21 protein-coding genes are annotated in these 19929 nt (G+C 62.3%); 4 read left to right on the forward strand and 17 right to left on the reverse strand.

Annotated features, from left to right (window positions below; translation table 11 throughout):
- The 16 genes from B586_RS11345 to B586_RS11415 all read right to left on the reverse strand — a co-directional run bounded on the left by B586_RS11345 (nt 1) and on the right by B586_RS11415 (nt 14263).
- Nucleotides 1-900 (reverse strand): universal stress protein, encoded by a 900-nt coding sequence (locus tag B586_RS11345; RefSeq protein ID WP_054879908.1) that lies wholly within the window; start codon nt 898-900, stop codon nt 1-3.
- Nucleotides 901-1063: 163 nt separating this feature from the next.
- The gene (locus tag B586_RS11350) at nt 1064-1894 is read right to left on the reverse strand and encodes a DUF3097 domain-containing protein (RefSeq protein WP_054879907.1); all 831 of its coding nucleotides are present in this window, start codon (nt 1892-1894) and stop codon (nt 1064-1066) included.
- 29 nt (nt 1895-1923) lie between these two features.
- A complete protein-coding gene (locus B586_RS11355; RefSeq protein WP_054879906.1) occupies nt 1924-2895 on the reverse strand; it encodes a patatin-like phospholipase family protein in 972 nt (323 codons plus the stop codon).
- Between the two features lie 79 nt (nt 2896-2974).
- Complete coding sequence (locus B586_RS11360; protein ID WP_054879905.1) at nt 2975-4045, reverse strand: ABC transporter ATP-binding protein; 1071 nt, start codon at nt 4043-4045, stop codon at nt 2975-2977.
- Nucleotides 4046-4047: 2 nt separating this feature from the next.
- The gene (locus B586_RS11365) at nt 4048-4899 is read right to left on the reverse strand and encodes a carbohydrate ABC transporter permease (protein WP_054880953.1); all 852 of its coding nucleotides are present in this window, start codon (nt 4897-4899) and stop codon (nt 4048-4050) included.
- On the reverse strand, nt 4886-5776 hold the full coding sequence (locus B586_RS11370) for a carbohydrate ABC transporter permease (protein ID WP_156406758.1): 891 nt from the start codon (nt 5774-5776) through the stop codon (nt 4886-4888). Before B586_RS11370 ends, B586_RS11365 begins: the two co-directional genes overlap by 14 nt.
- Complete coding sequence (locus tag B586_RS11375) at nt 5773-7110, reverse strand: ABC transporter substrate-binding protein (RefSeq protein ID WP_054879904.1); 1338 nt, start codon at nt 7108-7110, stop codon at nt 5773-5775. The genes B586_RS11370 and B586_RS11375 overlap by 4 nt, the downstream gene beginning before the upstream one ends.
- Nucleotides 7111-7569: 459 nt before the next feature.
- The gene (locus B586_RS11380) at nt 7570-8364 is read right to left on the reverse strand and encodes a ketosteroid isomerase family protein (RefSeq protein WP_054879903.1); all 795 of its coding nucleotides are present in this window, start codon (nt 8362-8364) and stop codon (nt 7570-7572) included.
- Nucleotides 8364-8924: an isochorismatase family protein gene (locus B586_RS11385; RefSeq protein WP_054879902.1), complete on the reverse strand. Its 561-nt coding sequence runs from the start codon at nt 8922-8924 to the stop codon at nt 8364-8366. The genes B586_RS11380 and B586_RS11385 overlap by 1 nt, the downstream gene beginning before the upstream one ends.
- Before the next feature lie 99 nt (nt 8925-9023).
- On the reverse strand, nt 9024-9419 hold the full coding sequence (locus B586_RS11390; protein WP_047314042.1) for a DUF2784 domain-containing protein: 396 nt from the start codon (nt 9417-9419) through the stop codon (nt 9024-9026).
- Nucleotides 9420-9430: 11 nt separating this feature from the next.
- Nucleotides 9431-9952 carry a gluconokinase gene (locus B586_RS11395; protein WP_054880951.1) on the reverse strand — a complete coding sequence of 174 codons (522 nt, stop codon included), beginning with the start codon at nt 9950-9952 and terminating at the stop codon, nt 9431-9433.
- A 5-nt stretch (nt 9953-9957) separates the two neighbouring features.
- Entirely contained in the window at nt 9958-11463 is a 1506-nt protein-coding gene (locus B586_RS11400) for a carboxylesterase/lipase family protein (protein WP_054879901.1), read from the reverse strand.
- Nucleotides 11464-11704: 241 nt separating this feature from the next.
- Entirely contained in the window at nt 11705-11938 is a 234-nt protein-coding gene (locus B586_RS22050) for a hypothetical protein (protein ID WP_418001103.1), read from the reverse strand.
- Between the two features lie 234 nt (nt 11939-12172).
- Nucleotides 12173-13285 carry a DUF6545 domain-containing protein gene (locus B586_RS11405; RefSeq protein ID WP_156406759.1) on the reverse strand — a complete coding sequence of 371 codons (1113 nt, stop codon included), beginning with the start codon at nt 13283-13285 and terminating at the stop codon, nt 12173-12175.
- A gap of 98 nt (nt 13286-13383) precedes the next feature.
- On the reverse strand, nt 13384-13881 hold the full coding sequence (locus B586_RS11410; RefSeq protein ID WP_054879899.1) for a hypothetical protein: 498 nt from the start codon (nt 13879-13881) through the stop codon (nt 13384-13386).
- Nucleotides 13862-14263 (reverse strand): helix-turn-helix domain-containing protein, encoded by a 402-nt coding sequence (locus B586_RS11415; protein WP_236971271.1) that lies wholly within the window; start codon nt 14261-14263, stop codon nt 13862-13864. The genes B586_RS11410 and B586_RS11415 overlap by 20 nt, the downstream gene beginning before the upstream one ends.
- Before the next feature lie 489 nt (nt 14264-14752).
- On the opposite strand from B586_RS11415, the gene B586_RS11420 reads away from it, so the two are divergent.
- From B586_RS11420 to B586_RS11430, 4 genes are all read left to right on the forward strand, one after another.
- The gene (locus tag B586_RS11420) at nt 14753-15178 is read left to right on the forward strand and encodes a hypothetical protein (protein ID WP_236971272.1); all 426 of its coding nucleotides are present in this window, start codon (nt 14753-14755) and stop codon (nt 15176-15178) included.
- 319 nt (nt 15179-15497) lie between these two features.
- Nucleotides 15498-15641 carry a hypothetical protein gene (locus B586_RS20920; RefSeq protein ID WP_156406760.1) on the forward strand — a complete coding sequence of 48 codons (144 nt, stop codon included), beginning with the start codon at nt 15498-15500 and terminating at the stop codon, nt 15639-15641.
- 22 nt (nt 15642-15663) lie between these two features.
- Nucleotides 15664-15984 carry a recombinase family protein gene (locus B586_RS11425; protein ID WP_168162529.1) on the forward strand — a complete coding sequence of 107 codons (321 nt, stop codon included), beginning with the start codon at nt 15664-15666 and terminating at the stop codon, nt 15982-15984.
- A 37-nt stretch (nt 15985-16021) separates the two neighbouring features.
- Nucleotides 16022-17194 (forward strand): Fic family protein, encoded by a 1173-nt coding sequence (locus B586_RS11430; RefSeq protein ID WP_054879897.1) that lies wholly within the window; start codon nt 16022-16024, stop codon nt 17192-17194.
- Nucleotides 17195-17256: 62 nt separating this feature from the next.
- Here B586_RS11430 and B586_RS11435 read toward each other — a convergent pair whose 3' ends face one another.
- Nucleotides 17257-19923, reverse strand: a complete 2667-nt coding sequence (locus B586_RS11435) for a sugar epimerase family protein (protein ID WP_054879896.1) — start codon at nt 19921-19923, stop codon at nt 17257-17259.
- Nucleotides 19924-19929 lie beyond the last annotated feature (6 nt).

A 19929-nucleotide genomic window follows, 5' to 3' on the forward strand; every position in this document is an offset into this window, starting at 1 on the left:
TCAACCAGACACTTGCGACGGCCGCGCCACGATCACCGGCCTTCGCACGGCGTGGACGACGGTGTTGCTGACCGAGCCCAGCAGCATGCTGCTGAGTCCACCTCGGCCGTGACTGCCCACCACGACAAGCTGTGCGGATTCTGACTTTTCGACGAGCTGTCGCGCTGGCCGATCGCATACGAGCAATCGGTGCACCGCCACGTCGGGATACCGTTCTTGCCAACCGGCCAAACATTCGGCGAGACTGCGCTCCGCTTCCGACACCATCCCCGACCAGTCCAATCCGGGAAGCTCAAATACTGTGACGTCGCTCCACGCGTGCAAGGCGATCAGATCGACGCCCCGACGCGACGCTTCGTCGAACGCGATTGCCGTGGCGAGTTCTGAAGCCGGCGAGCCGTCGATTCCCAACAGGATGGGAGCATGCTGCGGATTGAGAATCAGCGGATCTTCATCACGGATGACGGCGACCGGACAATTGGCGTGCCGCACCACGCTGGAACTGACCGAACCAAGCAAACCCCGGGCTAATGCACCCCGACCAGTGCAGCCCACGACCATCATTTGTGCCTCACTGGACATTTCGACCAGCGTCGGCACCGGGGTCGAAAAGACGACCTCGCTTTTGACGATGACCCTCCGTTCCGGAGGCATGGCATCTTCGGCGATCTTGGCTGCGTGTGCCACAACCTTGCGGCCCTCGTCTTCCAGCCAAACCCCGAAAGAGTCCGGGTATGGGATCGGCGGCCAGGTTGCAGCGGCAGTATTAACCACGTGGACCACGGTCAGTGGAATGTTTCTCATCGTTGCGTCACGGGCTGCCCAACAGACCGCGGCATTCGATGCCGGCGAGCCGTCGACCGCAACAACGATGCCATCAGATTTCACGGCAGCAGGCATTTCGTTCTCCCTCCATCACGAGCAAGGCTATCTGCCGGCACATTCATCGTCGTGAGCCTTTAGTCCTCAACCGGGTGGGCAGAGGACCTTTGCTGGATCCGGTTAACTCAATCCGCGCTCCCCTTATCCTGCGCCCAAGTCCCGTTGCTGCCAACACCTTCCGTCAGGCAGGCTGTGTCACGAAGTCAATAAGCTCTTCAACCCGGCTGATCAGCGCCGGCTCTAGATCGTTCCAATCGCGCACGCACGAACGAATCCGCCGCCAAGCGCTGGCGATGTCTGCCTGGTCGTGGTGCGGCAAGCCGAGGGCCTGGCACACGCCGTGCTTCCACTCAATATGTCGCGGCACGTTGGGCCAGGCCGCCAGGCCTAGCCGCTGCGGCTTCACGGCCTGCCAGATGTCGACATACGGGTGACCGACGACCAAGGTGTCAGGGCCGCCTGGTCCCCGGCGCACCGCATCGGCGATCCGCGCCTCCTTCGACCCTGCCACTAGATGGTCGACGAGAACGCCGAGCCGGCGCCCAGGACCGGGCCGGAACTCTGCCACGATATTCACCAGGTCGTCTACGCCACCGAGGTGCTCGACAACGACACCTTCGATTCGCAGATCATCGCCCCACACCTGCGCGATGAGTTCGGCGTCGTGTCGGCCCTCAACATAGATCCGACTGGCGCGGGCGACCCGGGCACGGGCATCCGGCACCGCGACCGAGCCAGACGCCGTCCGGCCCGCCACAACCGGCGCCGCGCGGCGCGGCGCGGTCAGGACCACCGGACGGCCCTCCAGCAGAAAACCGCCGCCCAGCGGAAAGCCACGGGTGCGCCCGTGCCGGTCTTCGAGGTCGACGCGGCCATATTCGACTCGGACCACGGCACCGACATAGCCGGTCGCAACATCCTCCACGACCATGCCCAGCTCCGCGGGGTGCTCAGTCGAGCGGGGCTTGCGCCGGCCCCCGGCAAGCACGTCGGTTCCATAGCGATCAACCACCCGACAATCCTAGGAAATCTTGCGCGTAATCATGTTTGCGGCGCGCCGTCGCGCCGCAAAGCCGGGCCGCCACAGGCCGCCAGATAGTCCGCGTAATTCCACGTCTTCAAAAACTGTTGACCAGCTTGTAATCCGCGTTGGTAAAGCGCTTCCCGTTGTTCGACGGTGACGTCGAAGTCGATCGGGCTCACCTCATCTGCGGGTACGAAGATGGTGCGTCGCACGGTACACGGATCATCGATGTGTGCGTTGTCTTGGTTACTCACCAAGGTCTCTATCGCAGCGATTCCCAACGACACCGGCCCGTGTACCGGATGGGTAGGCGGAATGCCGGGACGCGCCGACAGCCGAATCCCGAATGTCGGCCATCGCGGATCGCCGTCGGACTGATCGAATAACTCCACCGGAAAAGTCGACAGCAAGCCGCCGTCGACCCAGGTCGCGCCGGCTACCCGAACCGGTTCGAACACATACGGAATCGCCGACGAGGCGTGTACCGCGCGTGCTACCGAGAAGTCGTCCGGGTCGATGCCGTAAGCGTCAAGGTCCCATGGGATGCGGACCAACCGGCGTCGCGACAAGTCGCTGGCAGTCACGACCAGCGACCAAGCGAACTGTTCGGGCTCCTCGCCGGTACGCAAGTCGCCGAAGGTGCGCACACCTAAGTCGCCGAGCAAACCGGTGAGCAACTCCTCGAGATAGGCCCCTCGGTAAACCCCGTCCGCCACCAGGAGTGACAGCCCGCCACCGATTAAGGGCACCCGTCCAATCAGATTGCGGTCAAGGAATTTCCGATAGTCGATGGTGCGCATCACCTCAGCAAGCCGGGTCAGCGGTTCGCCAGCGGCCTGCAAAGCGGCGATCATCGACGCAACAATCGCGCCCGCGCTGGTCCCCGCCACACGGGGAAATCGGTATCCGGCCGCGGCCAGTGCGTCCACCGCTCCGACCAGGCCGATCCCCCGAACCCCGCCGCCTTCACACACCAGGTCAACACGCATAGCGCCCACGGCGCCACCATAGCCCGATCATGCCGGTCTACCGGTGCGCGGCGCGCCGATAATCCTATCGACCAGATGCTCAGGAAATTCGATGTCCATCAACGCCGAAGAAATGCACTTGCCCGGGTTCTGACTGCAGACGAACGCGGCTCCCCTTTCCGGGCGGGTTTCGGCCGTCGACACGTGCAACGACGGATTGACCGATTACTTTGCTGGGTCCTATGATTCGGCCGTATAGGTAGGCGTCGGCCCCGAGCTCCTCGACCATGTCGATCTCCACTTCGACACCGACGCTGCCTAGCTCGAAATTTTCAGGACGGACCCCAATAATGACCTCGCTTGCGGCCCCGGCGATCTCACGCGGTATGCGAATCGGCCAATCCCCTAGCGAAACAGAGGAATCGACGATCGGCAGGGTGAACAGGTTCATCCCGGGAGACCCGATGAATCCTGCGACGAAGACGTTCCCGGGGTTGCGATAAAGCTCACGAGGCGTCGCGAACTGTTGCAGCACACCGTCGCGCAGCACCGCGACACGGTCCCCCATGGTCATGGCTTCGACCTGATCGTGGGTGACATAAACGGTGGTAGTGCCGAGTTGACGTTGCAGCGCCGCGATTTGATTGCGAGTTTGCACCCGCAGTTTGGCATCGAGGTTGGACAGCGGCTCATCCATCAAGAACACCTGTGGACGGCGCACGATGGCGCGCCCCATCGCCACCCGCTGACGTTGGCCGCCGGAAAGGTCTTTGGGTTTGCGATCCAGATACGGTTGCAGATCAAGCATTTTCGCAGCGGACAGTATCCGATCGCGGATCTCGGTCTTGGAGGTTTTAGAGATCTTTAATGCAAACCCCAGATTCTGCGCGACGGTCATATGCGGGTAGAGGGCATAGTTTTGAAAGACCATTGCGATGTCACGATCCTTGGGATCGACGTGGGTGACATCGCAGTCGCCGATCCGGATACATCCCGAATCCAGCGTTTCCAATCCGGCCACCATCCGCAGTGAGGTGGTCTTGCCGCATCCAGATGGCCCTACCACAACCACGAACTCACCATCATCGACGCCGAGGTCGAGGCGATCCAGGGCGGGCCGATCTGCGCCTGGGAATTGCCGCGTCGCTTGCTCGAAGGTCACCGAAGCCATGACTACCCACCGAGCCCGGTGACGGCGATACCGCGAACGAAGGAGCGCTGCGCGATCGTATAGATGATGACCAGCGGCAGCATGATCAGCATCGAAGTCGCCATGATCACCGGCCAGCGGGCGCCGTACTCTCCCCGCAGCCGGATCAGGCCCAACGTTAGGGTGGCCAGGCTGTTGCGCTGGATCATCAGCAACGGCCACAGAAAGTCGTTCCACACGTTGACCCAGGTGAGGACCGCCAGCACCATCACTGCGGGCCTGGCGTGGGGCAGCAAGATTCGCCAATAGATCTGCCACGGTGAGCAGCCGTCCAGGATTGCTGCTTCCTCAAGATCGCGCGGCAGCGTCCGGAAGAACTGCCGCATGAGATAGGTGCCGAACGCGCTCCCGAACAAACCCGGCACGATCATCGCCCACGGTGTGTCGGTCCAGCCCAGGACCCGCATCAGGAGGAACTGCGGGATCACCGTTACGGTCAGCGGCACCATCAACGTGCCCAAGTACAAGACGAACAACGCATCGAGCCCGCGAAATCGCAGTCGCGCAAACGCATATCCGGCCAGTGAGCAGAAGAAAACCTGGCCGGCCGTGACGCATCCGGCATACAACACGGTATTGAAAAGCATTCGCCAGAACGGAATCAGAGCAAATACTTCGGTGTAGTTTGACCATTGCGGGTGAGCCGGCAACAGCGTGGGCTCGCTTACCTCGCCTTCCTTTTTCAACGAGCCCGACAGCGCCCAGACAATGGGAAACAGCGCGCACCATGCGATGCCGCTCAGCGCCGTGTAGACGACGACCGCGCGAACGACGCTGCGCTTAACTATGCGGTCGGGTCGCTCAGCTAAGCCCACCAGATACCTCCCACGAGCGCCGCCGGGTCAGCCGCAACTGCAGCACGGTCAACACCAACAAGATGGCGAACATCACCCACGCCAGCGCCGACGCATACCCGAATTCCAGGAACGAAAATGCGTGCTGGAACAGCATGATGCCTAACACATAGGTCGCCGACTCCGGCCCGCCGTTTGGGCCATTGAGCACGTAGACCAGGTCAAATGCCTGAAACGCGTGGATAACCGAAATGACCACCACGAACGAAATCGCCCCGCGGATCAACGGCACTGTGATGGACATGAACTGTCGTATCTCGCCGGCGCCATCGATTTTGGCCGCCTCATAAACCGTCTCCGGAACCCCCTGCATCGCCGCCAACAAGACGACGGTGGCAAACGGCACGCTCCGCCAAACGCTGACCACGCACAGCGAGACCATCGCCCAGCTGGGGTCGACCAGCCATGGAATAGGGCCGATGCCAATCCAGCCGAGCATGATGTTGAGCAGCCCGTTATTGGTATTGAAGATGAACTGCCAGACGACCGCCATCACCACTGACGAAATGGCAAGTGGCAAGAAGACAATCGTTCGAAAGATTCCGATGCCCTTGACTTTCCGGTTAAGCACGCCGGCGACTACCAAGCTGATCAGGACGGTCGGGATCACCGTCCCAACAGTGAAAACCACGCTGTTGCGCAGCGCGATGAGAAACAGTGGATCCGCAGTGAAGAGATTTCGGAAGTTCGCCAGACCCACAAACGTCGGCGGGGTGAACACGTCCCACTTCTGAAAGCTCATATATAGCGAGAACCCGAGCGGAAACAGCATAAAGACCGAGACCGCAGCCAGATTCGGTGCGACGAACATGCGACCAGCCCGCGCGCGCGATGTCATGGACTACGCAGCACCTCGTCGACGGCGCGTGCGAGCCCGGTCAGCGATGTCGCCGGCCGGGATCCTCGCAGCACAGGTCCGAAGCCGCGGTCCATCAAGGCGTTGACCTTTTCCCACGCCGGCGTGATCGGCAGTCCCTCTGAATTGGATGGCCCCCCAGTGAGTACGGCGAGGTTACCAACTCTGCGATGAGCTTTGGCGAATCCCGTCGAATGGATCGCGGATTGCAGGACCGGCACAAAGAGGCGGGATTCACCGATCAACGCTTGACCGACGGGACCGGTAGCGAATTTCACAAACTCCCATGCCTGTTCCTTGCGTGGGCAGCTGGCCGAGATGGCCAGCCCGGTGACGCCGATATCGGAGCAGGCCCCGGATCGCCTGGCGGGCGCTGTGCCCGCCGAAGGCCCGATAGGCAACGACGTGACATCGAAATCCAGCCCGTCGGCTCGCATGAATGTCTGGTAGCGCCAATGCCCACCCAGCGCGATCGCCGCCTTGCCCAGCGAGAACAGATCAGTCATGGCCATCCATTGTTGCTCGGATGCGTCGGGCGCCACCTGGTACTTGTTGGTCAGATCGCAGTAGAACTGCACCGCCTCGATGAACGCGTCGTCATCGAAATTGAGATGAGTCGGGTTCATCCGCGGGGTGGACCACGGTACGCCGTTGTTGAGGGCGAACAATCCGGCCGCGTAGTACGAGAGCCAGGTGTTGACAAAGCCCCACTGCGTGACCCGGCCCGATGAATCCCGCTTGGTGAGAGCGCGGGCGGTGTCCAGGAATTCGGTGAAACTCCACGGCTGTTCCCAGGTGCGGGGCGGCGGCTGCACGCCGGCGTCTGCGAACAGCTGCTTGTTGTAGAACAAGTAGTTTCCGGCCCATTGCTCGGGCAGGGCGTACTGACCTCCGTTGAACGTGAAGGTCTCATACAGCGGCCCGATGCTGTCGGACTTCAGCTCCGCAGCGAACGCCTTGTCCCGCCCCAACAATGTGTTGAGGTCCAGCAACACTCCCCGGTCTGCCAGTTCGGCATAGGTCAAATCCCACGCCATCAGCACATCCGGGCATTTTCCGCCAGCGCAGAACGTCGATAGCTGCTGCATTACGCCCGGCCCGGACAACACCGCCCGAACCTTGATGTCGGGATGGCCGCGCCGAAATTCGCCGACAATGCGCATCCGGGCATCGGTCTCTTCCGGATTGGCGGCGAAAAAGAAGGTCAACGCGTCGTCGTCGGGACCACAACCAGCGGCCCAGGGTGCCAGTGACGCCGCGGTGAGCGCACTGGCACCGCACAGCAGGCTTCGCCGTCCGAACAACTTATCGTGCATAGCGCTTCCGATCTCGGCCCGGTGCCGGCCGATCCTGCGGCTGTGTCTGATGTCCTTGGTACCTGATCGGCCTGCGGTTGGGCGGCAGGGCTCGCCCACGGGCCGGTGAGAGCCAGTCGAAAACGACCAGTAGCGCGTCTTCGTCGGCCGGCGCGGAGAGGATCTGCGCTAACCAGCCGGTGAGGTTGTCGACGGCGCTGAAATCCGAGCGGCTGGCCTTCAGTCGTCAAGAAGATGACGGCACCCGTTGAACTCTGTGCCGCAAAGGAGACCAGCATCATGACGCTATCGATTGTGCGCCGCATCGCGCACCGCGGCCATGCGGCTCGCCGCACGGGGCCAACTCCGCCGAGATTGCCACCATGGTTGCTATCGGCGCCTCAATCACAACCTTGACGGCAATCTCGGCGCAGTCCGGCGACTCGCCAGCGCCCGGTTGTGCACTGAACAAACGCCGTGTCAGCTCGGGAAGTATCGAACCCGGTTGATCTCGTTGCCTCGCCGGGCCACGTCGGCGAACATGATGCCGCGCTCATGACCGGCCAGCGAGACCGCAACGGTGGATCCCGCGCTGTTCATCTTGGCCCAGCTGTCCCCGTTGAGCCGTTCGACGAGTTCAGCAACGTCGAGGGGATCGTTGTCGCCCAAAGTTATTGCGGCAGTAGGTGACAGCGCATGACAGCTGGCAGACTTGTCACGTTGCGAGACCGAGTGCAGAAAGGTTGCCACCAGCTTCTTGTGGCGTGTGCCGGCCCTACGAAAACCCGTCATGAAACCGGCGGTGCCGCGCAATCCCTGGTTGCCCAATAGGCTTCGGGACAGTTGCAGGGCGGGCGATACTGCTCGCGACCCGGTTAGCAGGAACTGCAGCATCATCGCTGGCAGCTCCCAGTAGGCCCGCAGCACGGCGATCCGCCACTCGCCGTTAGCCTCTCGGAGGTCGTAGCGCAAGAATGCGGGAATGTACATTGTCACGGCCGAAGACATCGCCACCTCGAGTTCGAGATCGCGTATGACGACCGGGCCGACGACGATATCCGCATCGCGATGGAATGTGATGTCGCGCGGGCCGATGAAGGTGTCGTAAAAGCGGCCGATCTGTGCGTGCCCTACATGCGGCTGCGAGCCCACTGGATCTTCGATTCGGCCGTCACTGGTGAATAGCCCAACCCAGCCGGCACGGTCGTGCGAGGCGGCCGCCTGAGGCGACCGTTCCACCGCGGCCAGCAGCTCGTGGCGGCTCGGTGTCGTCATCAGGAGCTCAAGACCACGGCGACGCCGGCTTTGCGCATCTCGTCGAGCGCCTCCATGGTCGACTGCGCCCTGGACCCCACCGACAGGTCTAGCAATACCCGCGTCGTAAAGCCCGCCCGGGCCGCGTCCTGGGCGGTTTTGCACACGCAGAAATCGGTGGCGACACCGACCACGTCAACCTCGTTGACCTCGTGCCGAAGCAACCAGTCGAGCAGCGGTGTCTTCGTCTCGTCAACGCCCTCGAAACCGCTGTACGCCCCGCTGTAAGCGCCTTTGCGGAAGACCGCCTCCACCGGGCTCGTGTCGAGATCAGGGTGAAAATCGGCGCCGGAGGTTCCCGCCACGCAGTGCGGCGGCCAGGATGACACATAGTCCGGTGTGTCGGAGAAATGTTCACCAGGGTTGATGTGGTAGTCCTTGGTGGCCACGACGTGCTGATAGCTGGGATGCTGGGCCAGGTAAGCGTTGATCGCGTGGGGTAGCGCATCCGCGCCGGCCACTGGCACTGAGCCACCCGTGCAGAAATCGTTCTGCATGTCGACAATGATCAACGCTCGCACTCAGTCCACCATATCCGCCGTCGCGGCACATTGCCGTCGCTGACTGTTGATCCGCAAAATTGTGCGGCCGCTGCGCCGAACGTGGCCGCGAGCTGGCCATTACCGCAGCCGAAAAGAGCGCGCCGCTGGCCGGCATTGCCGGCGCCTTCTGATTCCAGGACAGAAAAACACCGCCCAGGAGACCGCCACCACCACAAAGGCGCCGATCTGCACACCGCCCAGCCAACTGACCGGATAGATCACCCCGGTGATGTAGTGGGCGATGAATCCGTCCGGCGGCAGCGGCGCCATTGCGGCCCTCGCCCGAGCCCACCGTTCCAACCAAGTTAGCGGGCAGTCAACACGATTGGTGGCGATGCCGATCCCCCAGATCGCCGCCGGCACGTGCAGCCAGATCGTGCGCCGCCAGTGCACGGCGAGGAAACCGCCAATAACGACGTAACCGATGAAGACGACGTGCAACGCGACCACTAACGCGACCACAGTTTCGTACATCGGTGCGCTGCCTACGGGTTCTGTCGCGCCGAGCCGGCCAGGAAGGCGAGGAAGGTATCGACGATGGCAGCGACATCCTGGTCATGCTGGTCGATATCGACGCTAAGACCAAGTTCGTCGGCGCCAAGCGGTTCTAAGGTGTCAAATTGCGAGCGCAGTAGGGCGGCTGGCATGAAGTGGCCGGACCTAGCGGCTAGCCGGCGGCTGATGAGTTCCAGTGATCCGCGCAGATGCAAGAACTCAGTATGCGGCCAGTGCGCACGCAGCTGGTCGCGGTACGCGCGTTTGAGCGCCGAACAGCTCACCACTGCGCCGCCGCGATGGCTGGCCAGCCATTCGCCAACCCTCTCCAGCCAGGGGTGGCGATCGTCGTCATGGAGCGGTTCGCCGGCGGTCATCTTGGCGATGTTGGCCGGCGGGTGCAGGGTATCGGCGTCTAGGAAGGGCACCCGCATCCGTTGCGCGAGCACCACTCCGACCGTCGTCTTGCCTGATCCAGAGACGCCCATCACCACGATGGGTACGCGGGCCATGAGGGTCAGCGTGCCAGTGAGAAGCCGTCCCATGCCATCCGCCGGTGCGGGTGCGGATCGAACTCGACGCGGCACTTGCGGTCGAACACCATGACGGCACGGTCGGCGCGGGTGTAAGCGGGCCAGTCGTCGCCAGGGACCCCAGTGCGGCCAAAGCATCGCCAGCGTCGTTGCACCTCGTTGCTGACCCGCAGCGCATGGTGGCGATCGGCGGCCGCGGTGAGTAACGCGCCGAACCTGGTGCGATAGATATCGAATACGGCCAATAGCTCGGTGGCGTGGGTTGCTCCCAAACCGGCCCAGCGCAGCATCCGCGGGGCGTAGTCGTATCGGTACATATATGTGGGCGCATGGTTGCCGTGCGCCTCGGCGATCTGCCAGGCCGCCGAGCTGAAGGCGAAGTCGCCACCGAGCTGGATGCAGGCTGATCGCTGCGGGTAGTCCGGATAGGCGGCGGTAATACGTTCACGCGCAGCCGGTTCCGTGTCGGTCAGCAACTCTTCGATCATCGATTCATTCGTCGGCAACATTTTGAGGAACCTGGTGAATAACCGGCCCTCTTCAGCGTTGGTACCGACAATGAGCGGCACCCGATGCGCGCGACCGGTCCGCATCGCTTCGACTGGGTCCAGGGGCAGACAGTCGTCGCCGACGACGGGACCAATCGGGAAGGCGCCCAGCTTTTTTCGCATGCCCTGCTCGATCAGGCGATGCTGTGTTGCCACCAGCTGGGCTGGGGATGCCTGCATCAGCGCAGCGCCGGCATCCGGTGCGCGCACACCAAGTAGTTTGGCAAAGCGCGTCGCGAACTCGTCGGCAATCTCTTTCGACCGCACCATGCCCGACGCCGGGCTTTCCGAAATCGCTCGAGTGAACAGGCCTTCGGCGGCAGGCACCGCCAACAGCGTGGCAATTATGCACGCGCCCGCGCTTTCGCCGAAAATGGTGACACAACCTGGGTTGCCGCCGAACTCGGCGATATTGTCTTTCACCCAGTGCAACGCCAGCACCAGATCGCGCAGATACAAGTTGCTGTCGATGGTGATATCCGGCCCAGACAGCGATGACAGGTCCAAACATCCCAACGCGCCGAGCCGGTAGTTGACCGAAACGTACACGCAGCCGCGGCGCGCCAACGCGGCGCCGTCGTAGAGCGGGGTCGCCGAGCTGCCCAAGATGTACCCGCCGCCATGGATGAAGACCATGACCGGGAGTGGTTCCCCGCTGGCGACTTCGGGCGTGACAACGTTGAGCGTCAGGCAGTCCTCGCCCATCGGTTGGTACTTACCGATACCGAGCATGGTGTAGCGACGCTGCTGAGGCGCACAGTTGGCGAAGCCGTGGCAGTGCCGCACCCCCGACCAGGGCTGGGCGGGCCGCGGCGCCCGGAACCGCAGGTGCCCCAGCGGCGGCTGAGCATATGGGATGGATCGCCAGCGGTGCACGCCGTCGCGGGTGAACCCCTCGACGGTGCCGGCGCGGGTGCGTGCGCGGATGGTGCGCTCGTGCATAACCCGACGGTAGCCGACACCACGGACGTAGTGCGCGCGCAGCGGCTAAATCCGGCGTGCGGCGGCTAGGCCGCGTACTCCCGAAGCTGACCGGAGGTGCAAAGTAGCGGAGGGATTCGCCGGATGGCGGCGTTGTCGTCTTCCAGTTAGGGCTCGTGCGCAGGTGGCTGTCATGCTCGACTATGCCCGTGCCGGCGGCATCGTGGTCGTCAGCGCCATAGATTGGCTCGGTGGCTTCTAGTCAACGTCGCAACAGTTGATGGTCTGCTGAGGTTAGCAGCGCGGCGAATAGTTCGGCGAGGCTGCGGTCTTCGAGGGTGCGGCGGGGTCGGTTGTTGATCTCGTGTTCGACAGCGCGCAGATAGTCGGGTGAGTAGGTGTCAGGCTGGTTCCCCTGGGAAAGTACTGGCGCAGAAGACCTTTCGCGTTCTCGTTGCGGCCACGTTGTCACGGTGAGATGGACAACAGCTGCCACGGTGAGCGGGAGTCTCAAAAGTAGACCGGCACGCCGAAATCTACAGTGATGTCGGTATGTCGGGCCATTTCGAAGCCCTGATCCCAGGTGATCGATCGGATCAGGGTCGATGGCAACCTTCCCGTCTCGTGACGCTGACTCTCTGCGCACCGTGATGGCTATGACCGTGGACGGCCTACGGGTAGCCGGAACCGTGGACGCGGCAGGACAGAGCCGTGGGGCTAGTTTTGGTCATCATGAACCACTTACTCTTTCAGGATGTTCGACGATGGGTTGATGAATCGCGGCCTGGGCACTCGGCCACCATTGACAAAGTTGTATCAGCTCCGCTGTCTCTTGGCCAAGGTCGGTCGCGCATGACATACGGACCATCGCCGCGTCTATCGGCTCTGGTCTAGCCCCAGTTCCTTTCGCGTGGACCGCTTTAGCGATCTGCAACGCCTGGATAGCTGCGTCACGCTGACCGGTGGGCACCACGTATCGGTCGACAAACCGAGCTTCCTCCTCCAGGGAGATCTCACGAAAGTAGGGCCTTAGAAGCAGTATTGCATCGCGTATTTCAATGATGGTCTGGTGCAGTTCCAAGACCGTCTTTTGGCGACTCGTCGAGGCGGGCTTCCATTCAAATACACTTTCAGGAACGACAGCCGTCAGGGTCTCTCGAAGTCCCTGAAGGGCATGCCAGGCGCGGCTGGTCCCGTCGAGGCCAGCGCGGGCACGCAGTGTCCCGACAGCAGGGACCGCGGCGAGCGCGTAGAGGACGAGTGACTGCCAGAAGCAATATCGGCTGTTTACTGCAATCAGGAAGCTGACGAAGTGACTGTTATGCACCCCACTTAGCTGCTCAAAGAACTTATAGCATAAGCTTCCGATGCAAATCATTACACCGAAACCGCCGACCATAACAGTACACCCGGCGATGAGCCGTTCTTGCCACTTCGCAGTGCGTCGCCATTCCGTGACGCTCATGATCATCATCTGAATGCCCAACACGTCGAGAACGATCGTCCACAAGAACCAGGCGAGCACGATGTCCCATCCATGGGCGAGCTCAAGGATCTGTCCGGCAGCGCGAGCGCGGGATGCGGCGATCAAGAAGGCTCCTGACAAGATGATCGCAGCTGATCGGTGATACCGTTGCCGGTGGCGAGTTTCCTGCGGCGGCAATCCTGACCACAGTGCAATGAAACCCATGAACTCTGCGCACGGTAACACGATCGCCACCCATGACAGCTCCTGTGCGGTGGTGACGGTCATTAAGTGATGACGGGCAAAGAATTCCTCAATAGTTTTCTCGCGCAACAGGTTGCAGACGAGAAAAAGCCCAATCGAATTGTTTAGATACACCTCGAATAGGCTGGTATTGAAGAAGGTGTACCGTACGACCAAGACCGCTAGCATGAATGCTAGCCCCGGCCAGACGAGGAATCCTGGTACGGCTGAGGTCATCTAGATCGGAAGAAGACGCTGCGCATCACTGACTTTTCGGCTCCCGCTTTTGCTGATGCGCACATCAAGGTGTGTGCAAAATTCTCTGCGTCGAGCTCTTGATCGTCCGCAAAGGATTTCCGGCCCAGGACATTTTGTATGGTGGTGAGATCGAGGTCGGGTAGCATTTTGCTGAATAGTTCGAGTTTAGGCGTCTTGTCGGTGCTGCCTTGGTGACTGCGGTGCCCTAACACCATGTGCCCGACCTCGTGGCAGACGATTTGATCGATGTGGTAGTCCGAGGTCCCAGCGTCGTAAAGGATGACGTCTTCGTCATCAAAGATCAACCACAATCCACAGGGGCCTTCGGTGAACGCCGAGGTATCGCTAGGCATCAACCGGATAGGCCGCCTTCTTTGACGGGCCAGATTGTCGATGAAGACGTTTCTATCCCATGGGACAGGAATGGGCAGCTCGCGCGCCAACGCGAGCATGTCAGCGTTCGATACAGCCATCTAGCCCCGACCATCCCCCAGGAGCGATTGGAGGCAACTGCTGCAGTTTGCGAACCTCGTCGACCATGGTCGCCAAGCTCGTTATCGCTTCCGGAGTCAGCCCCGATGCACGCATCGCCAAATCCCGTACCCCGCTGTCGCGAAGCGCTTGCAGCAGCCCGAGCTGGGCGTCGATCTTCGGGTCAGTATCGCGATCAATCAAGTACGAGGCTGGCACACCGAAGAAGTCCGCGATCGCACGCAGATGTTGCACCGTCGGGTTGGTCTTTGCCCCGTTTCGCAGCTGCCACATGTAAGCCTGGCTGATCGACACTCCGGTTTTTCGCGTGATCGCCTCGGCCGCAGCTACATTCGACAACGGTGGCTCAGACGGCTTACGCATGATTTCGAATAGCTTGTTCAGTTTGCCGGCCAGGTCAGAACTAGTCGCAGCACCACCATCGGCCGCTGCGCCGCCTGGTGTGTCACCGGTACGCAATGCACTCCCATTTCGCCGACTTGCTGCCCATTGGATACTGATTGTTACCACGCAAACCGATCCGCGCCAAACCCATCGACGCCCCGCCGCTCAAGATTAGCAAGTCACCACAGGCGTATACGTCAGCGGATTTCGTGACCTACGTATTAATACTTACATAATCGGTGCGATCCGGTGAGGCGCTGGCCAACAGCAGTCTACGTACGTGCACACGTTGTAATTACGTATTTTTCAGTAAAATTCGCATGTCATCAATGACACTGATATAACCGTGGTGTTCTGGGTTGACACTCGTGGGTCTTTCGGACGCGCGCGACTGGTCCGGAATGAATCAAACAAATACAACCAGCGAATTGGAGCTCAATGATGCCCACACATCGTGTCACAGACGACGTGACTGCTTTCGTGGTTACGGCCAAGGTCACCCGCACACCGTTTGGCATCGATGACGACGTGTTCGCTGCCTGGGTCGGCAACGAAAGCGATGAGCCGGGAGGCGAACTTCCCGACCCCAGTGATGGCTGTGCCGGTTCGGCCTTGTCGGACTTGGTCTATGAGGCGCTCAGTGCTGGTGTGCTCGTCGGTGACCCCGCGATCGAACTCAACGTCCACGATAGCGGTGCCGGATACCTCGTGCGACTCAATAATGCCGCTGGCCGCCAGCAGTTGGTCGGCCTGACCAGAGGATGGCACGAACTGCACTGGCCACCAAAAGATCTCACCCCTAGTGAACACGCACGCTACTACCTGCAGCAAGTCTGCGATGTCGCCAACGCGCTACTCAACGACTCGCTAGATCCGCTTCGACTTCCCGCATGATGACATCATGCCTGGGTCTAAATCATCGGAGTCGCCAGACGTCTCGTTGCAAACTGCGAGCACGGCGGCCCCCTCGCCCGGGGGCACCGGCCAGCAACATTGGGCGAGGCTAGCCAAACATCGCTTACACCGGGAAGACCCAGTCGAATGGTTCCTTCTCGTTAGTTAGAGGCTGAGGTGTTGGCATTGTTGCCACCAGGGGTTCAGCGTGATGAGATCCCAACCGGGTGGGCCGTAGTGGGGTGCGCCGGTAAGAATCGTGTCACCAGCCGCGAACAAGCATTGGTGATGGGCGTGGTTTGCAGTGTAGCTTCCGCGCGTGACGAGGGACTTGGATCAGGACGGGCTGATCGACCGGTGGACGCTTGTCGGCGATGAGCTGGAGTTAGTTTCGGGCAAGCAGGGTGTAACCCGGTTGAAGCTTGCTCTGCTGCTGCGGTTTCTAAAAGTCCCAATCTGTTAACGAATTCCGGTACATGTCAGGCATGGTGAGCACACCAGCACACCCCGCCGACGGACTCGAACTCGGCTACGCCCGCGTCTCCACCAACAAGCAGAGTCTGGAACGTCACTCGACGCCCTCGCCAAGGCCGGACTACCCGAGGAACGGATCTACGTCGACAAGAGCACCGGCGCGACCGTCAACCCGGCCCGGCCTGACCAAACTGCTCGAGTACGCACGCCCCGGCGACACCATCGTGACCTACACCCTCGACCGGCTCGGCCGGAACCTTCGCGAAGTGCTGAATCTCGTCCACGACCTCAACGAGAAGAAGATCGGTATGCGTACGCTGGCCGACCGATAACTTCAGTTAGACATGTAAGTGAGGCTAAGCTGGGGCAATGACTTCACTTCGCCCCGTCACCTACGAGAACGTTCGTTGGAAACCACAGGGGAGGCGGTACGCGAGCGCGGCGCTGCCCAAGTACGGCACCTACCACCCCGCTGTGCCGGCTAACATTGCTGACCTGGTCCTGGACTTGCCACCGCCCGTGTTCGCAGACGCCGAGTCCGCAAGCCACGAGATCATACGTTTCGATGCCGAACTCGGAGGCGACATCGCACCGTTTGCCGCCGTATTGCTGCGGTCGGAATCTGCCGCAAGCTCGCAGATCGAGAACTTGACTGCATCAGCCCGCGCTATCGCCGAGGCCGAGCTGCCCGGTGGCAAGGCCAAGCGCAACGCTGAGATGATCGTCGCCAACACCGCTGCGATGCAAGCAGCGGTCGCCCTGTCCGACACCGTTGATGCCGACGCCATTCTGGCGATACACCGCGCGTTGACGGTCAACGAGCCACGCCATACGCCAGGAGAATTCCGCACCGAGCCAGTGTGGATCGGCGGCGGCTCCACCCCCATCGGCGCAACATTCGTCGGCCCGCGCCACGGAGTGGTCCCCGGCGCGATTGGCGACCTAATCGCCTTCGCACAGCGCACCGACGTTCCCACGCTGCCGCAGATCGCGGTGGGCCATGCACAGTTCGAGACCATTCACCCCTTCACCGACGGGAACGGGCGCACGGGACGCGCATTGGTACAAGCCATGCTGCGCAACAAAGGCCTGACCCGCCAGGTGACGGTGCCGGTCTCGGCCGGGCTGCTTGCCGACACAGGCGCTTACTTCGCCGCACTGACCACCTACCGCGATGGTGACGCCGGGCCGATTGTCGAGTGCTTCTCGCAGGCCAGCGTCCTGGCTATCGCGAACGGACGTCAACTGGTCGCCGACCTTCACGGTATTCGGGAGACCTGGAACGGCGTGATCACCGCGCGGTCCGACTCGGCGGTGTGGAAGGTCGCGGATTTGTTGACTCGCCGTCCGGTCGTGAACGCTGCGCTACTGGCGCAGGAGCTGGGCATCGAGTCCACCAACGCGCACCGCTACCTCAACCCGCTCACCGAGGCGGGAATCCTCGTTGAGACGACCAGTGGACCCCGCAACCGAGTGTGGCGTTCCCCTGAAGTGCTCGCCGCGCTCGACGCGTTCGCCGAGCGGGCCGGGCGGCGAGGCTGATCGCCGTTTTCGTGGGCGGGGTCAACTGAGCTGACCCACGCCCACCACTCGGCGGCACAGGTTTATGAGCGGTCGACGTGCCGGCTCTGGTCACTGACCGGAAGCGGCGAGATGTCTTCAGCAGCCATGTCGAGCACGCGGATCTCCCCCGCGCTGCCGTCGATCTCGACAAGCGCACCGGGCGGGAGACGGCGAGTGGCGCCCTGGACGTCAACCACACAGGGGAACCCGAACTCGCGGGCCACCACGGCGGCGTGTGACATTGGACCGCCGAGCTCGGTTACCACAGCCGCGGCGTAGCAGAAGGCCGCGGTGTAGCCGACATCGGTGACCTCGGCGACCAGAATCTCGCCGGGTTGCAGGTCGTCGATGGTCTCGGGCCGCACGATCCGCACCCGGCCGCGGACCCGTCCGCCGCAGACTCCGACACCGCGCAGCGTGTCCCCGACGCCCAACGAGCTCGACGACGTGGTCGATGGCTGCCAGCTGCCGCTGAATACTGTCGGCGGAACGATGGCTGCCAACCTGTGTTGTTCGGCTCGGCGTCGGCCAACCAGTCCCGCAACGTCCGCCGGCAGTCGGTCAAGTTCGTCGAGCTCGTCGACCAATAGGTAGAACACGTCATCGGCGGTGCCGAAAACACCGGCGTCGGTCAGCCGGCGCCCATACTCACGCAGCAGACCGCGCAGCACCCAGATGGCGCGCACCATTTTGTCGCGGCGGACTTCGCGGTCGCGGAGTTGGCGCGCGGCCAGCAACGCAACAGGTCTGGCCCGCAACGGAATCCGCGCATGCTGGGGCGGCGGCGCAGCAGGCGCGCTCAATGCCTTGGCCACCATGCGGACCAGCAATTCGGGATCGTCGGCGTAGCTGGTCGACAGCATCTCAACCTCGGCCGGACCTCGATGCCCGATCAGCGCCAGTTCGGCCAGTACCGCAGCATGAAACTCAGGAGCCTGGACAGCCAACACATCAAGGCGCTTGCCGAGTTCAGCCAGCAGGCGTGTTACGTTCGGGTCGCGCCGCGCCGCGCTGACCAGTCGTTGCACCGCCTCCACCGATCGCGCACTGACCAATTCCGGCCCAGCCTGTGGCGCGGCATCTCGCCCACACAGGCCCCGCAACAACACATTGAACGCAGCGCACAACATGAATGACCCCGAGGCCAACACCCAGCCGTGCACGACGTGATCACGTGCCAACAAGATCAAACTCAGTAACCGGCGATCGTCGAGTTGGGTGACATCAACGCCGGCAAGATGTTCCAGACGATCGACATCATCGATGTAGTCGCGGGTGTCTCGGGGTGAACCGGCGCTCAGGCCAATGAGGTTGCCGCCGAAGACCCCGATGTTGCGGAGGGTACGCAGCTGCTTTCGGACTCGGCTGGATTCAGAAGGCGGACGTTGCGCACCGAAGATCGGCAACGACGCCATGCTGGGCCCAAAGAATCCACTGTTGCTGATGATGGTTGCGGGTTTCGCGAATGGAACGGTTTCGGCCATGAAATGCCCCGACGTGATGCCCCCATACAGCCGGTGGGCGAACACCGCGACGGTGCGCATGGCGATTTCCCGCTGAATCACGCCACCGGGCCGCAATCGTTCGGCAATGCCCACGCCGCCGGCGCGCAGGCCACGCACGGTCACGGACGCCGACGACGGCGAGAACGGGCCGGGCAGGGCCTCGGACAAATTGGTGGCCAGGAAGGTTGGGAAACGCGGGTCGATTGGGGTGTCGAATTCGCCGTTATCTCCTTCTGGGCCAACAAATCTAGGCACCACCCCGTCTTCAGACGGCACGTCGACGGCAGGCAAGTCCTGGATATTGGCCAATCGCCAGGGCACTGACACCAGCCGCTCACCCAACGAAACCCGGCCGCGCACCGCCAATGCGAAGTCGTCGACACATTCATCGGCGTTCCAGGCCGGCACGAATCCCCACTCGTCGCGCAGCCGTGAAGTATCCATCAATGGTGCGCTCTGCAGGAGTTCTAGCTCGGCCAATAAGCTGAGGCGTCGCAGTACCGTCAACCGCGAGCCCAGCGGCACGATCGGCCGCCTGAGTGTGGCGGCGATCTGACGAAGCGTCGTCTCACCCGGTGCCGCGAGATTGACTGGGCCGCTATCGATCTCGGTGTCCATGATCGCGCGGATGAACAACCGAAGCGCATCGCCGGTGTGGATCACCTGCAGGGCGCGATCGGCGCCGATGTCGGGAATCATCGGCAAGGCCAGCACCCGACGCACCCAGTTGTCAACTCCTCGGCCGACGACTAGCGCCGAGCGGACCGCAACCCATTGCACGCCGGAGGCCGCCAGCATCTCCTCAACGCGGGCCTTGTGGAGGCCGTCGGTACTGGCCGATGTCATCGCATCGTCCTCGGTTGCCGGCGCCGTTGCCGCACCATAGACGTGCGCCGAGGAAGCGAAAACGATGCGTCTGGCTCCTGTCTTGGCCATCGCGTCCAGGACGTTGCGTGCACCCTCGATATTGACCTGGTCCTGTGGGCGGCGCGCCCAGGCGCAGTGCGCGACGACGTCCGCGCCGCTGACGGCACGCCCAACCGCGACCGCGTCCCGGATGTCCGCTGCGACGAAACCGGCTGCACTCGACCAGCTTTCGGGCCGGTGACGAGCAATCCCCACGACATCGTGGCCCTGGCTGAGCAGTCTGGCTGCCAGGCCGCGGCCGAGCACTCCGCTTGCCCCAGTGACCGCGATTCTCACTGTTGC

The sequence above is a fragment of the Mycobacterium haemophilum DSM 44634 genome (assembly GCF_000340435.2).
GTDB lineage: Bacteria > Actinomycetota > Actinomycetes > Mycobacteriales > Mycobacteriaceae > Mycobacterium > Mycobacterium haemophilum.